This is a genomic window from Pseudomonas sp. ICMP 561 (genome assembly GCF_002699985.1).
Classification (GTDB): domain Bacteria; phylum Pseudomonadota; class Gammaproteobacteria; order Pseudomonadales; family Pseudomonadaceae; genus Aquipseudomonas; species Aquipseudomonas quasicaspiana.
Genome location: NZ_LKBT01000003.1, coordinates 1 through 16454, shown reverse-complemented (window position 1 = coordinate 16454; position 16454 = coordinate 1). Strand labels below are relative to the sequence as shown.

The following is a 16454-nucleotide window of genomic DNA, read 5'->3' as shown; positions in this document are numbered from 1 at the left end:
AGGATCACCGCCAACTCAAGATGAACGCTAACCCGTGGGGCCTCAGATCAACTCAACCCCATCTCCCCCCAGACCCGCATCACTTCGCGCCGCTGAGTTTCAAACTGATCCCCCGGCACGACACCGGCCTGGTTCTGCAAGGCCTGACGGTGAGCGGCCGAGCGGTAGATCTTGTAGACCTCGCGTAGCAGGCTGGCGTCGCTGGCCGGTATCAACCCGGCCTCTTCCAGCCCTTCAAGAATACGAATGTTATCGGTGTAACGCAGCAGTGCCGGATGTTCCCGGGACCACGCCAAGGCCGCGTATTGCACCATAAATTCGATATCGACGATACCACCGGCATCCTGCTTGAGGTCGAAGGGCACCGTCGCCAGAAAGGCATTCGCCGCCGTACCAGCCGCTGTAGCCTTGGTGCCGAGGCTGCCACGCATCTTGGCGCGCATCTCGCTGACCTCCTGCTGCAGCTTCGACAAATCCCGTTCGCGCCCCAGCACCGACGCGCGCACGCCTTCAAATGCCTGCCCCACTTCACGGCTGCCCACCAGCACCCGTGCGCGGACCAGAGCCTGATGCTCCCACGTCCATGCTTCATTTTCTTGATAGCGGGCAAAAGCCCCGAGCGAACTGACCAACAGCCCCGATGCGCCAGACGGGCGCAGGCGCATGTCTACTTCATAAAGCTGACCGGAGTTGGTTTGCGCGGTCAGCAAGTGAATAATCCGCTGCCCCAGACGCGTAAAGAACTGCGCGCTATCAATCGGTTTCGCGCCATCGGTTTCAGCCTGCAAGTCGCCATCATGGATGAACACCAGATCAAGGTCCGAACCATGACCCAGCTCGATGCCACCGACCTTGCCGTAGCCGACGATCACAAAGCCCGGATCACACAAGCTGCCATCCGGCCGCGACGGAGTTCCGTGGCGCGCAACCGTATGCCGCCACGCCAGCGCCAGCACCTGTTCAAGAATCGCTTCTGCCAGCCAGGTCAGGTAATCGCTGACTTTCATTAAAGGCAGACTGCCGGTGATTTCCGATGCTGCCACGCGCAAACGGTGCGCCAGCTTGAAGTGACGCAAGGCCTCCATCTGCTGTTCAAGATCATCTTCGGGGATTCGGGTCAGACGCTCACGCAACTCCGCAGCCAGCTCCAGAGCCTGGGGCGGGTTGAACAGTCTGCCCTCGTTGAGCAACTCATCAAGCAGCAACGGGAAGCGCGCAATTTGCTCGGCAATCCAAGGGCTGGCGGCGCACAGCGTCAATAACTGGCGCAGTGCATCAGGGTTTTCAGTGAGCAGCACCAGATACGCAGAACGCCGGGCGACGGCTTCAACCAACGGCAGTACACGCTCAAGCACCAGATCCGGATTGTCGTGCTCGACCGCCTGCGCCAGTAAACGCGGAATAAACGCATCCAGTCGCTCACGACCAAGACGCTGCATGGAGCGCAACTGGGAGCTGTTGCGCAAATCGTTGAGGTTTTTCAGCGCTTTATCTGCATCAACGAACCCGCCTGACAGCAACTGGCGGCAGGCGGCGTCTTCGTCCTGGGACTCTTCCCACAACGGCAGCCATTCCACACCGACCACGACCTCGGCTTCTTCCTGCTGTTCGTCGTCCGGATCAGAATCCGGGTCCGCGATGACCTGACGGAAATGCCACGAAACCCGCCCGCGCCAGTGCATCAACCGCTCGTGGAAGCTCTTCCAATCGGCAAAACCCAGCATAAAGGCGATTCGGGCCTGATCCTTTTCGTCCTCAGGCAGCATTTGCGTCTGTCGGTCGGCAATGGCCTGGATGGCGTGCTCGGTATAACGCAGGAATTCATAGCCCTGGCGCAATTCGTCGATGACCGCAGTAGGCAAGTAGCCCTGCCCTTCCAGCGTGCGCAGCACTTTAAGCAGCGGGCGCTGTTGCAGGCTCAGGTCTCGTCCACCATGAATCAACTGGAACGCCTGGGCGATGAACTCGACTTCGCGAATGCCGCCTGCGCCGAGCTTGATGTTTTCCGCCATGCCTTTACGGCGCACCTCCTGCTGAATCAGCTGCTTCATGGTGCGCAGCGCTTCAATGGCCGAAAAATCCAGATAGCGGCGATAGACGAACGGCCGCAGCATGTCCAGTAACTGCTCGCCCGCCGCCTGATCGCCGCCCACGACACGGGCCTTGATCATCGCGTAGCGTTCCCAGTCGCGGCCCTGATCCTGGTAATACTGCTCCAGCGCATTGAAGCTCAGCACCAAGGCCCCGGATGAACCGTAAGGCCGCAGGCGCATGTCAACGCGGAACACGAAGCCGTCGACGGTTATCGGGTCCAGCGCCTTGATCAAACGCTGCCCCAGGCGGATGAAAAACTCCTGGTTATCCAGTGGGCGCTTGACCCCCACCGTCTCGCCGCCGTCCGGATAAGCGAAGATCAGGTCGATGTCCGACGAAAGGTTCAGTTCCACCGCGCCCAGCTTGCCCATGCCCAGAATGACCATCTGCTGCGCTTCGCCGCTGCGCCGACCGGTGGGCGTGCCGAACTGCTGGCAATGGCGCTCGTACAACCATTGGTAAGCCAGGTCGATGCAGCCATCAGCCATGTCGGACAGATCGCGACAGGTTTCCACCAGATCGGCCTGCCGGGTCAGGTCGCGCCAGATAATCCGCACTTGCTGCCGCGCACGCTGGCGACGTAGATTACGCCCCAGTTCGTCCTCGCTGACGGCTTCGGCCACCGCTGCCGCAAGCTGCCCGCGCAGCTCACCGGGAGCGAAACTGCGCTCCAGCTCGCCGGATTCCGCGAGGTCCAGCAGCAGATGAGGGTCACGACAGACCTGCTCGGTGACGAAGTCACTGGCCGCGCAAACCCGATCGAACGCTGCGCGACGAGATTCAGGCCAGGCGTCGAAAGATGTCGAAGCACCGTCCGACGAAGCAGCAAGGGATGTGCGAAACGTCTGTTGCGCACGAGAGACTAAAGGCAGCAGGATGGCCGGAATATCGGCCAGCGAAGGTAGGCTCATGGTCTATCCTAGATCGGCGTGCGAAGCGCTGTGTAGCGCGCAAAAAACCTGCGAGCGACTGACAGGACTGTCGAACAAAAGTCATAAATTGCTGGGATAGTTAATTTTGTAGCAGCCAGCATCTGATTTGATTCGCTTATGTTTGTTTTCAACCAACAGGAACGTTTTATCCCACAACACATGACGAACCTTTTATACGCTTCCCTGTAGCTTTACTACTGCCCCTACAGTTCGAAAGGCTGAAATAGCCGACGATTTGTAGTAAAACTACACGCCGCCGGAACAACCGCCGGTCATCCAAGAATTTATGTCGTCTGCCCACAAGGCCAGTCGCAAACACTCAGGCAACCGATTCTGGAAGCCTTTCCGCCCTGGAGCAAGCCATGCAAGACCTCGATCCCGTCGAAACCCAGGAATGGCTGGACGCCCTGGAATCGGTTCTCGACAAAGAAGGCGAAGACCGTGCTCACTACCTGATGACCCGTATGGGCGAGCTGGCCACCCGTAGTGGTTCGCAGCTGCCGTACGCCATCACCACGCCTTATCGCAACACGATTCCGGTCACTCACGAAGCACGCATGCCTGGCGACCTGTTCATGGAACGCCGCATTCGCTCGCTGATCCGCTGGAACGCGTTGGCCATGGTTGTTAAAACCAACCTGAATGACCCAGACCTGGGCGGTCACATCTCCAGCTTCGCATCCAGCGCCACGCTGTATGACATTGGCTTCAACTACTTCTTCCAGGCCCCGACCGACGAACACGGCGGCGACCTGATCTACTTCCAGGGTCACGCATCGCCAGGCGTTTACGCCCGTGCGTTCATGGAAGGCCGGATCACCGAAGAACAAATGAACAACTTCCGTCAGGAAGTCGATGGCAAAGGCCTGTCGTCTTATCCACACCCGTGGCTGATGAAAGATTTCTGGCAGTTCCCGACCGTATCCATGGGGCTGGGTCCAATCCAGGCGATCTACCAGGCACGCTTCATGAAGTACCTGGAGCATCGCGGCTATATCCCTGAAGGCAAGCAGAAAGTCTGGTGCTTCCTGGGCGACGGCGAGACTGACGAGCCGGAATCCCTGGGCGCCATCGCACTGGCCGGTCGCGAAAAACTCGACAACCTGATCTTCGTCGTCAACTGCAACCTGCAGCGCCTCGATGGCCCGGTTCGCGGTAACGGCAAGATCATTCAGGAACTCGAAGGCGTATTCCGCGGTGCTCAGTGGAACGTGACCAAAGTGGTCTGGGGCCGCTTCTGGGACCCGCTGCTGGCCAAAGACGTCGACGGCATCCTGCAACGTCGTATGGACGAAGTCATCGACGGCGAGTACCAGAACTACAAAGCCAAAGACGGCGCGTTCGTCCGTGAACACTTCTTCAACACGCCAGAACTCAAGGCGATGGTTGCTGACCTGTCCGACGACGAAATCTGGAAACTCAACCGTGGCGGCCACGACCCGTACAAAATGTACGCAGCGTACCACCAGGCTGTTAACCACAAAGGTCAACCGACCGTGGTTCTGGCCAAGACCATCAAAGGTTACGGTACCGGTGCTGGCGAAGCGAAAAACACTGCGCACAACACCAAGAAAGTCGATGTCGATAGCCTGCGTCACTTCCGTGACCGCTTCGACATCCCGGTCAAAGACGACCAACTGGAAGCCCTGCCATTCTTCAAACCAGAAGAAGGCAGCGCCGAAGCCCGTTACCTGAGCGAGCGTCGTGCTGCGCTGGGCGGCTTCGTACCACAGCGTCGCGCTGAAAGCTTCAGCCTGCCGACTCCGCCACTGGAAACCCTCAAGGCGATCCTGGACGGTTCCGGCGACCGCGAAATTTCCACCACCATGGCCTTCGTGCGGATCCTCTCGCAACTGGTCAAGGACAAGGAAGTGGGCCCGCGCATCGTGCCGATCATCCCGGACGAAGCCCGTACCTTCGGTATGGAAGGCATGTTCCGCCAACTGGGCATCTACTCTTCCGTCGGCCAGCTCTACGAGCCAGTCGATAAAGAACAAGTGATGTTCTATCGCGAAGACAAGAAAGGCCAGATCCTCGAAGAAGGCATCAACGAAGCAGGCGCGATGTCCTCCTTCATCGCTGCCGGTACTTCGTACTCCAGCCACAACCAGCCGATGATTCCGTTCTACATCTTCTACTCGATGTTCGGTTTCCAGCGTATCGGTGACCTGGCCTGGGCCGCTGGCGACAGCCGCACCCGTGGCTTCCTGATCGGCGGCACCGCCGGCCGTACCACCCTGAACGGCGAAGGTCTGCAGCACGAAGACGGTCACAGCCACATCCTGGCATCGACCATCCCGAACTGCCGCACCTTCGACCCGACTTACGGTTACGAGCTGGCTGTGATCATCCAGGACGGCATGCGCCGGATGTTCGAAGAACAGCAGGACGTTTTCTACTACCTGACCGTGATGAATGAATCCTACGCCCAGCCAGCCATGCCGGCCGGTGTCGAGGAAGGTATCGTCAAGGGCATGTACCTGCTCGAAGAAGACACCAAGGAAGCGGCGCACCACGTCCAGTTGCTGGGCTCGGGCACCATCCTGCGTGAAGTTCGCGAAGCGGCGAAAATCCTGCGTGACGAATTCAACATCGGGGCTGATGTCTGGAGCGTCACCAGCTTCAACGAACTGCGTCGCGACGGCCTGGCCGTAGAGCGCAGCAACCGTCTGCACCCTGGCCAGAAGCCTGCGGTCAGCTACGTTGAAGAGTGCCTCGCAGGCCGTAAAGGTCCAGTGATTGCATCGACCGACTACATGAAACTGTTCGCTGACCAGATCCGTCAGTGGGTTCCGACCAAGGAATACAAAGTCTTGGGCACTGACGGTTTCGGCCGCAGCGACAGCCGCAAGAAACTGCGTAACTTCTTCGAAGTCGACCGTCACTTCGTTGTGCTGGCCGCTCTGGAAGCCTTGGCTGATCGTGGTGATATCGAACCTAAGGTTGTGGCTGAAGCCATCGTCAAGTTCGGTATCGATCCTGAGAAACGCAACCCACTGGATTGTTAAGAGTCTGCTTCGAGATCGTATAACGCGCTGAACGAGGAGCGACAAGGCAGCTGAAGATGCGGAATTTACCGTTTTTGATGAACGTTAAATGAGCATCCGAAAGCTGTTTTGTCGCAACTGACTAACCCGGCGCAATCGAGAGTGAACAGGTTCTCCGAAGGAGAGACATTGTGAGTGAGCTAATTCGCGTACCCGACATCGGCAACGGTGAAGGTGAAGTTATTGAGTTGATGGTCAAGGTCGGTGATCGCATCGAAGCAGACCAGAGCGTTCTGACGCTCGAGTCGGACAAGGCGAGCATGGAAATTCCTGCTCCCAAGGCTGGCGTCATCAAGACCATGAAGGTCAAGCTGGGCGACCGCCTGAAAGAAGGCGACGAGCTGTTTGAGCTAGAAGTTGAAGGCGAAGCTGCCGCTGCGCCTGCTGAAGCTGCTGCTCCGGCCGCTGCTGCACCTGCTGCGGCTGAGAAGCCTGCGGAAGCTGCTCCAGCGCCTGCTGCTGAGCCAGCTGCTGCCGCGACTGAAACCGTGCAGGACATCCACGTACCGGACATCGGTTCGTCGGGTAAAGCCAAGATCATCGAACTGATGGTCAAGGTCGGCGACACCATCACGGCTGATCAATCGCTGATCACCCTGGAATCCGATAAAGCCAGCATGGAGATCCCATCTCCAGCCGCAGGCGTTGTCGAAGCCATCCTCGTCAAGCTCGAAGACGAAGTTGGCACCGGCGACCTGATCCTGAAATTGAAAGTAGCTGGCGCTGCGCCTGCTGCCCCTGCTCAAGCCGCCGCTGCTGCCGCACCGGCCAAGGCTGAAGCTGCACCATCTGCCGCGTCTGCGCCAAAAGCAGAAGCTCCAGCTGCTGCGCCGGCTCAAACAGCTGCAGCCCCCGCCAAAGACGGCGCCAAGGTTCACGCAGGCCCGGCGGTTCGCCAACTGGCCCGTGAATTCGGCGTTGAACTGAGCGCAGTCAGCGCTACCGGCCCACACGGCCGCGTGCTGAAAGAGGACGTGCAGGTTTACGTCAAGGCCATGATGCAAAAGGCCAAGGAAGCTCCAGCGGGCGGCGCAAGCGGCGGCGCGGGCATCCAGCCAATCCCTGAAGTCGACTTCAGCCGTTTCGGCGAAATCGAAGAAGTACCGATGACCCGCCTGATGCAACTGGGCGCCACCGGTCTGCATCGCAGCTGGCTGAACATTCCGCACGTTACACAATTCGACCAGGCCGACATCACCGACCTGGAAGCTTTCCGCGTTGCGCAGAAAGCCGTTGCCGAGAAAGCGGGCGTCAAGCTGACCATCCTGCCTCTGCTGCTCAAGTCTTGCGCCTTCCTGCTCAAGGAACTGCCGGACTTCAACGCTTCGCTGGCACCAAGCGGCAAAGCGGTGATCCGCAAGAAATACGTCAACATCGGTTTTGCTGTTGATACCCCTGAAGGCCTGCTGGTACCGGTCATCAAGGACGTCGACAAGAAAAGCCTGCTGCAACTGGCTGCCGAAGCAGCAGTGCTGGCTGAAAAAGCCCGCACCAAGAAGCTCTCGGCGAACGAAATGCAGGGCGCTTGCTTCACTATCTCCAGCCTCGGTCACATTGGCGGCACCGGCTTCACGCCGATCGTCAACGCGCCTGAAGTGGCGATTCTGGGTGTTTCCAAGGCAACCATGCAGCCGGTTTGGGATGGCAAAGCCTTCCAGCCTAAGCTGATGCTGCCATTGTCGCTGTCCTACGATCACCGCGTAATCAACGGCGCAGCCGCCGCGCGCTTCACCAAGCGCCTGAGCGATCTGCTGGCTGATATCCGCACGATCCTGTTGTAAGCCTGGCTGGGTGCTCGCTCTCTTTTGTGGGAGCGAATTCATTCGCGAAAGCGGTGTATCAGGCAATGATTTGCTGGATGTGCCGCCCTCTTCGCGGATGAATCCGCTCCCACAGGGGCGGCGCCAGAGCCACCTGTTTCACCGAGCCAAACCGCTCGACCTCAACCCCGCCTACATGGCGGGGCTTTTTTTGCCCGGGATTCAATCATCTGCACGGAACGCATAGCCCGGTAGGAGCGAACTTGTTCGCGAGGTGTAAACCTGACACACCCGGTCGCCTGTCTCGCGAACAAGTTCGCTCCTACCGATACGGCAATTCTCACTCCACCAAACCGCTCGACCTCAACCTCGCCCACATGGCGGGGCTTTTTTTGCCCGGGATTCAATCATCTGCACGGAACGCATAACCCGGTAGGAGCGAACTTGTTCGCGAGGTGTGCACCTGACACACCCGGTCGCCTGTCTCGCGAACAAGTTCGCTCCTACCTGAATCGGTGGCGGGCCTTTTGAGCGTTCCAAGACACAAATCGCCTACCTGTCTGCGACCCCCCATCATCTGACGGAACGCATAGCCCGGTAGGAGCGAACTTGTTCGCGAGGTGTATACCTGACACACCCGGTCGTCTGTCTCGCGAACAAGTTCGCTCCTACCGATACGGCAATTCTCACTCCACCAAACCGCTGGACCTCAACCCCGCCTACATGGCGGGGCTTTTTTTTTGTGCGCGATTTGGCAAAGTGCGGCGAAATGCCGCTAATCCGGAATATTCCCCCACCGCCAGCAAAGCCTTGATCTAGAGCGCTTAATTCATAAACTGCATACAACCAGCCTATTATGGCCAAACATTTATAGCACTAAGCCACCGCGCTCCCTTGTCAGCCAGTGCTGCATGATGCAACCTTGCCACACGCGAAATCAGAAAGGGCCCCGCCCGCACGCGTTCAGTATTCCGAAAGCGAGTTCCTTCATGAAGAGCCAACCCGATGCTGCCGGTAGAACGGCGGCCGAGGTAGTGACGCAATTGCCGGTGCCTTCGCGCCTCGGCATGCTGCGTTTCGAGCGGCTTAATGAAGCCAATTGGGCGCTGCTCTACCTCGATCCAAACTGTGAAAAACAGTTCGGCCTGGCTGCCGTGGAACTCTGCGCCTTATTGGGCTCGCCTTACGCAAGCCTGATGGAACCTGAAGCCCGCTATCAAGTACACGACTCCATTCAGTTGCAACTGGCTGAAACCCCGCATTACACCGTGCGCTATACCCTGCACACCGCCCGCGGCCCACTCAGCGTTGTCGAAGTGGGCGAAGGCTATAAGCAACACAATCGGCACCTGTTGCGCGGTTACCTGATGGTCGTTGATGGCCTGCAGATCGATACCGACCTGTACGCCAATCCCGATCTGGAGACCCAGAACTCACGGCTGCAAATCGCTCTTGAGCTCAATCAACAAGCCCAGCGCGAACAGTTCGAACACCTGGAGCGTGTCCGCGCCCAGCAAAATCTGATCCTGCACCTCGCCCGCCAGCGCTACAGCACCAATAACGCGCTGCAGGAAGCGGCTGAACTGATCACTAAAAGTGCCTGCGAGATCTACAACATCTCCTGCGCCAGCATGTGGTACCTCAGTGGCCACATTCTTGAACCTATTTCGGCCTATCGCCGCGAAGACAAAAAAAGCCACCTGCCGGCCCCCATCGACGCGAGCCCGTTTCCGAGCTACCTCGAAGCGCTGCATAACAGCCGCGCCATCGATGCACACGACGTCCAGCAAGACCCGCGCACCAAAGAGATGGCCGCCAGCTTCAAACCACGCGACATCAGCGCCATTCTCGACGCCAGTATTCGTATCGACGGCCAGGTGATGGGTGTGCTGTGCCTGGAGCAAACCGGTGAACCGCGCGCCTGGCAGTCCGATGAGATCGCCTTTGCCGGTGAGCTGGCGGATCAATTCGCCCAGGCCATCAACAACCACACCCGCCGCACCGCCACCAGCGCCCTGCACCTATTCCAGCGCGCCGTCGAGCAAAGCGCCAATGCCTTCCTGCTGGTCAATTGCGACGGTGTGGTCGAGTACGTGAACCCGAGCTTTACCGCCATCACCCAGTACACGGCCGATGAGGTCCACGGGTACAAGCTGTCCGAGCTGCCCGCACTGGAAAACCTCAGCGAAGTGCTCAAGGATGCCAATTCCAGCCTTGCCAGCAGCAACAGCTGGCAAGGTGAATTCAAGAGCCGTCGTAAAAACCTCGAACCCTACTGGGGGCAACTGTCGATTTCCAAGGTGTATGGCGACAACCGCGAGTTGACCCATTACATCGGCATTTACGAAGACATCACTCAGAGCAAACTGGCGCAGCAGCGCATCGAGCGCCTGGCCTACACCGACAACCTGACCAACCTGGGCAACCGGCCGGCATTCATCCGCACCCTGGACGAGCGCTTTACCCGGGATAGCGACACGCCCATGAGCCTGTTGCTGGTAGACATCGACAACTTCAAACGCATCAACGACAGCCTGGGCCACCAAACCGGCGACAAACTGCTGATCAGCCTTGCCCGTCGCCTGCGTAACACGCTGAGCCCCAGCGACGTGTTGGCGCGTTTTGCCAGTAATGAATTCGCCGTGCTGCTCGACCAGACCGGACCCGATGCCGGGCAAAGCATTGCCACCCAGGTGCTGGCAACACTGGACAAGCCGATCTTCGTCGATAACCAGTTGATCAGCGTCACCGGCTCTGTGGGCCTGGCCTGCGCACCGCTGCATGGTCGTGATCCGCAGACGCTGATGAAAAACGCCGGGCTTGCGCTGCACAAGGCCAAAGCCAACGGCAAGCATCAGGTTCAGCTGTTTACCGAGGCCCTGAATGCCGAGGCCAGCTACAAACTGTTCGTTGAAAACAACCTGCGCCGCGCCCTGACGCAAAATGAGCTGGAGGTCTTCTACCAGCCCAAGCTGTGCCTGCTCAGCGGGCGTCTGATCGGCATGGAAGCGCTATTGCGCTGGAACCACCCGGAGAAGGGCATGATTCGCCCTGACCAGTTCATCAGCGTCGCTGAAGAGACGGGTCTGATCATCCCGATCGGCAAATGGGTAGCCCGCCAGTCCTGCCGCATGAGCAAGCAACTGACCGCAGCCGGTTTCGGCAATCTGCAAGTGGCGATCAACGTGTCCCCCAAGCAGTTCTCCGACCCCGAGCTGGTGAGTGCAATCGCCGCGATCCTCAAAGAGGAACAGCTCGATGCTTCCCTGCTGGAGCTGGAGCTGACCGAAGGCTTGCTGCTGGAGGCCACTGAAGACACCCGTCAGCAACTGGACGCCCTGAAGAAAATGGGCTTGTCGCTGGCCATGGATGACTTCGGCACTGGCTATTCATCGTTCAGCTACCTGAAAAAATTCCCCATCGACGTGATCAAGATCGACCGCAGCTTCATCCGTGATATTCCGGATGATGAGGACGACATGGAAATCACCTCGGCAGTCATCGCCATGGCCCACAACCTCAAGCTCAAAGTGGTCGCCGAAGGCATCGAAACCGCCGCTCAACTGACGTTCCTGCGCCGCCATCGCTGCGACGTCGGTCAAGGCTACCTGTTCGACAAACCCATCCCCGGTCGGGACCTGATCGACAAGCTGCGCCGCTACCCACGCGGACCATTGGCCTGACAGACTTCCCCCTGCCCGCTTGTTTGGGGCACACTTGCTGCTAACTGACATAACGCCGCCCTCGGTAGGAGGCAACTTGTTGGCGAGGCGGCGAAACTGACATCGCCTCGCGAACAAGTTCGCTCCTACCGGGAGCCGCGCCCTGATTACCTTCGCGGCCCGCCCGCATCCCACCATGAGGAAAAGGTTCATGGCTCTACGCTCGGAAATTCTTGTGAACAAAAACGTACTCCCAACTGCCGAACAAGCCCTGCCGGGTCGCGAAACACCGATGGCACTGCCGGAAACCCACTTCGTCAACGGCAACCCGCTACTGGGCCCGTTCACCAGCAACGTGGAATTCGCCATTTTCGGTCTGGGTTGCTTCTGGGGTGCCGAACGCCGCTTCTGGCAACGGGACGGCGTCGTAAGCACCGTTGTCGGCTATGCCGGTGGCTTCACGCCTAACCCGACCTACGAAGAAGTCTGCTCCGGTCTGACTGGCCACACAGAAGTCGTGCTGGTGGTCTACGAGCCGGAAAAAGTCAGCTACGACCAACTGCTGACCCAGTTCTGGGAACTGCACAACCCGACTCAAGGCATGCGCCAGGGCAACGACATCGGCACGCAATACCGCTCGGTGATCTACTGCACTACCCCGGAACAGCTCGCTGGCGCAAAAGCCAGCGCAGCTGTTTACCAGGCAGAACTGACCAAAGCCGGGCTGGGTGAAATCACCACCGAAATCGAAGAAGCGCCGACTGTGTTCTTTGCCGAGGCGTACCACCAGCAATACCTGGCAAAAAATCCGCAGGGTTATTGCGGGATTGGTGGCACCGGTGTGTGCATGCCGCCGAGTCTGGCGGGGAATTGATGGGGTAAAAAACAGTTTGTTAGTGAGGCGCCTGCTTTGCGTAATCAGCAACATCGCCTCGCGAACAAGTTCGCTCCTATCTAACACGTAACGATCTGAATTCACGAAGAACATGTGGGACCGAATTCATTCGGGAAAGCGCTATTCCTGACGACGAAGACGCTGCGGATGCATCGGCCCCTCGCGAATGAATTCGCTCCTATCAAACAAAATATAACTATCTGATTTGGAATGCTTTTTACTGTAGGAGTGACCGGGGTGGCGATCCACATTGCTCGCGATAGCTCCAGCACAGGCAATATATTCATCGACTGACAGGCCAAATCGCGAGCAAGCTCACTCCTACAGGGTCCGTGTTTGCTGCGCGACAGCGTGGTGTCAGGGACACCGGGGCGACTCCCACGGGGTTGGCGCCAGACTCAAGCCCACCGCGATCCTGTGGGACCGAATTCACCGAGAAATACATCGTTGTTGATCCTGTGCAATCAGGAGGCTGTCACTGTAATTAACCAAGGCTCAGACACTGCACTGTTGTTGTTTGATCGCGCAGTAAAGCTATGATCTCCGACCGTTAATCCTCGCAGTTGCGCGTCCCAACCACCTTCAAATGGAAAGGCTCTGGCCATCAGAAGATTGTTATCCAGAATATCCAGGACGTCGGGCCTGGTCTCATCAACCACCGTTCCAGAAAGAGTCAACAGAGTATCGGGAGTAGAGCCGCCGTTCGGCACAGGAACACCCTGGGAATCTACAACACCCAAGATACGTGGCTCATTCCAGCTTGCGTTAATCATCCAGGGCTCAGACTCTGCACCGTTATCGATTGATCGAGCAATGAAGCTGTGGCTTCCCGCTGTTATCAAATTCACTTGCGCTGACCACGTATCGTCTTCCGGCCAGACCATGAGCCTGCGGGTGCCGTTATCCAGAATCTCCAGGACCTGAGTATCAACTGCAGCGCCCGATAATGTGAGTTCAGGATCTCTGGTGAAGCCACCGTCCGATACAGGGACGCCTTGAGAGTCAACGACACCTTCGATAACCGGCTCATTCCAGCTTGCGTTAATCATCCAGGGCTCAGACTCTGCACCGTTATCGATTGATCGAGCAATGAAGCTGTGGCTTCCCGCTGTTATCAAATTCACTTGCGCTGACCACGTATCGTCTTCCGGCCAGACCATGAGCCTGCGGGTGCCGTTATCCAGAATCTCCAGGACCTGAGTATCAACAGCAGCGCCCGATAACGTGAGTTCAGGATCTCGAGTAAACCCGCCGTCCGATACTGGAGCGCCTTGGGAATCAACGACGTTATCGATTGAGGGCGAAGCCATTTCTTGAGTAGATTGAGGACGGGTTGGCATGACACCACCTGCATGAGTGGACGAAAGTTTACAGAGCGCTGCAATTCGCAGCCGTTACGATGTTCCGCCCTTAGTATTGTTCAACGATGAATGAAAGATAACTGTTAGAAATGACAGCACTCAGACTCTTTGGCGATAAAGAGGGAACCGTTGACGCTAAACAAGAATCGTTATATTTGCAAACATCCGGCTGCCTGCACTGAATATACCCCCCTCAAAAACAATGAAATCGACATAAGGCCGACAACTTAAAAGTGAGTAAGACAATGGCGATAAACAAGAAAGCCATTATTGCGAATTACTCTTACGCCCCTTCCCTGTTTCCATTTATCAAACACAATCATCTGCCACACTGAAATCACGTGCCGATCATCGGAGCGCTAGCGTCATCCATCATGATTCGCATGGGGAGCTTTCATCATGTTCAAGGCATTCCTTCTGGCGTTCGGCTTTATATTGAGCAGTTGTACTTACGCACCCAACGATAACCCTCCCCCACAACAAACGCGCCAGGACAATACGGGTGACGTTGTGCAGCGACAACTTACCGAACGTTATAATGACACGCGTGCGAATTGTGGCCTGCCTTCGCATCCTGCTTTTCTGTGCAGCGGTGTAATCATTAGAGCGACCGCTTATTCTCCCAACTACCACGTCTGGGACAACTCCATAAACTCCCATCAAAAAGGCTCTGTTTCCTTCTCCTATCTACGGCGTGACTCCCAATTCCGCAGCACATCGGGAGCGAACGGCAACGGCTATATTTTTCTGCCTCCGTTCTACGCCAATGGAAAGTTAACGCCTGAACTTCTTTGTTCGTTCCCTCTTAATGGGGCCACCGACTACCGTGATGACAGAGGCTGTGGCGTTTCACCGGATGCCCCGCTAAGTGCACCCTGCCAATCATTGGGCATTACCACCGCAAGAGGATGGTATGAAAACTTTATGATAATCAGTGCAAACATTTGCGGTTTTGCCACACGAAATGTATTAGGTGCAGGGGCTACTACTGCTTTTATCGCTACGCTGGAAGCACGTCAGCTCGTTTTATCTTCCATGCCTTATTACTTTGGGCAAAATAATGAAGTAGTGCTAGCCATATGGCCCAATGGACAGGGTAATAATCTACCGCTGCAGGCCTTTTTTTACGAAGCAGGTCAGTCAGGCACCGGCCGAATGGACGCTCAAAATAATCAGCTTGATTTTAAAAACACCACTGGACTCAGCGTACCTGTTATCGCCATCACCATGCCGGAGTCAAACGAAGACAATGTAGCTTTTAACTATCTCCCTGCTGATCAGGTAGTTGCTTTGCCTTAGGCACTGGCGATTGGATAGTTCAGTCACGAGCAGCGGACGCTTCCGAAATATGCGCTAGTGCCGCTGACGCCCTCCCGGCTGAAGCCGGTCCTACGGGTTGTGATGTAAGCGGTCTTGCGGATGCGCGGTGTTCGCCGCCTCTCGTCGTAGGAGCGGCTTTAGCCGCGAGCAGCGTTCAAACTCAAGATACTCATTGTTGCAAATGTCATTTTTTCTGCCGATGCCAGCCCCTCCGGATGTCGCAGAGCTTGGAAATCTTTCGATAAGCATCAAAGAAGAAACGCGTGATTAAACGCATCTATTGTTAACCCTCAGATCAAAAAAGGGAGCAATAGCATGTCGTACCGCGAACACGGACGTTCACTTCGTATCGGTCGAGTTTCACAACCGGGAACAGCTATCTCGTAACCTGCGTCGTGAAGGACCGCCTGCCTATATTCGACGACTTTAATACAGGCCGCATGATGGTCCGTGAACTAAAGCGGCTGCACGACAGCGGAGTTGCATATTCGCTAGCCTGGGTGGTAATGCCAGACCACGTGCACTGGCTGTTCGAGCTCAAATCAGGATCACTGGCAACCCTTATGCAATTGCTAAAAGGTCGAAGCTCTTTCGAGATTAATAAGGCATACGGCCTTAAAACATTCGCGTGGCAAAAGGGCTATTATGATAAAGCAATAAGGACTGACAAGGATCTCCTAGAGATCGCCCGATATGTAATTGCCAACCCTATACGAGCAGGCTTGGTTGAATGCGAAGGGGATTACCCGCTATGGGATTCAGACTGGACTTAATACCCAGACTCTCGTCGTAGGAGCGGCTTTAGCCGCGAGCAGCGTTCAGGTCTGAGAGGGTGGTGTTGCAACGGACGCCCTCCCGGCTGAAGCCGGTCCTACGGGTTGTGATGTAAGCGGTCTTGCGGATGCCTGGTGTTCGCCGCCTCTCGTCGTAGGAGCGGCTTTAGCCGCGAGCAGCGTTCAGGTCTGAGATGGTGGTGTTGCAACGGACGCCCTCCCGGCTGAAGCCGGTCCTACGGATTTGTGATGTAAGCGGTCTTGCGGATGCGCGGTGTTCGCCGCCTCTCGTCGTAGAAGCGGCTTTAGCCGCGAGCAGCGTTCAGGTCTGAGATGGTGGCGTTGCAACGGACGCCCTCCCGGCTGAAGCCGGTCCTACGGGTTGTGATGTAAGCGGTCTTGCGGATGCCTGGTGTTCGCCGCCTCTCGTCGTAGGAGCGGCTTTAGCCGCGAGCAGCGTTCAGGTCTGAGAGGGTGGTGTTGCAACGGACGCCCTCCCGGCTGAAGCCGGTCCTACGGGTTGTAATGTAAGCGGTCTTGCGGATGCCTGGTGTTCGCCGCCTCTCGTCGTAGGAGCGGCTTTAGCCGCGAGCAGCGTTCAGGTCTGAGA

7 protein-coding genes and 1 pseudogene are annotated in these 16454 nt (G+C 57.2%); 6 read left to right on the top strand and 2 right to left on the bottom strand.

The window, feature by feature from the left end; genetic code table 11:
- Positions 1–47: 47 nt before the first annotated feature.
- Positions 48–3005, bottom strand: a complete 2958-nt coding sequence (glnE, locus tag AO242_RS03645) for a bifunctional [glutamate--ammonia ligase]-adenylyl-L-tyrosine phosphorylase/[glutamate--ammonia-ligase] adenylyltransferase (protein WP_099267718.1) — start codon at positions 3003–3005, stop codon at positions 48–50.
- 383 nt (positions 3006–3388) lie between these two features.
- Between glnE and aceE the strand changes: the two genes are divergently transcribed.
- From aceE to msrA, 4 genes are all read left to right on the top strand, one after another.
- Positions 3389–6034 carry a pyruvate dehydrogenase (acetyl-transferring), homodimeric type gene (gene aceE / locus AO242_RS03640; protein ID WP_027901057.1) on the top strand — a complete coding sequence of 882 codons (2646 nt, stop codon included), beginning with the start codon at positions 3389–3391 and terminating at the stop codon, positions 6032–6034.
- A 170-nt stretch (positions 6035–6204) separates the two neighbouring features.
- A complete protein-coding gene (gene aceF, locus AO242_RS03635; protein ID WP_099267717.1) occupies positions 6205–7854 on the top strand; it encodes a dihydrolipoyllysine-residue acetyltransferase in 1650 nt (549 codons plus the stop codon).
- Between the two features lie 968 nt (positions 7855–8822).
- Positions 8823–11516 (top strand): putative bifunctional diguanylate cyclase/phosphodiesterase, encoded by a 2694-nt coding sequence (locus AO242_RS03630; RefSeq protein ID WP_099267716.1) that lies wholly within the window; start codon positions 8823–8825, stop codon positions 11514–11516.
- Between the two features lie 190 nt (positions 11517–11706).
- A complete protein-coding gene (gene msrA / locus AO242_RS03625) occupies positions 11707–12369 on the top strand; it encodes a peptide-methionine (S)-S-oxide reductase MsrA (protein ID WP_099267715.1) in 663 nt (220 codons plus the stop codon).
- A gap of 485 nt (positions 12370–12854) precedes the next feature.
- On the opposite strand, the gene AO242_RS03620 is transcribed toward msrA, so the two are convergent.
- Positions 12855–13730 (bottom strand): hypothetical protein, encoded by an 876-nt coding sequence (locus tag AO242_RS03620; protein ID WP_099267714.1) that lies wholly within the window; start codon positions 13728–13730, stop codon positions 12855–12857.
- A gap of 420 nt (positions 13731–14150) precedes the next feature.
- Between AO242_RS03620 and AO242_RS29260 the strand changes: the two genes are divergently transcribed.
- Both AO242_RS29260 and AO242_RS03610 read left to right on the top strand, forming a co-directional pair.
- On the top strand, positions 14151–15050 hold the full coding sequence (locus AO242_RS29260; RefSeq protein WP_141562181.1) for a hypothetical protein: 900 nt from the start codon (positions 14151–14153) through the stop codon (positions 15048–15050).
- A 336-nt stretch (positions 15051–15386) separates the two neighbouring features.
- A pseudogene (locus AO242_RS03610) lies at positions 15387–15844 on the top strand (REP-associated tyrosine transposase).
- Positions 15845–16454: the final 610 nt, after the last annotated feature.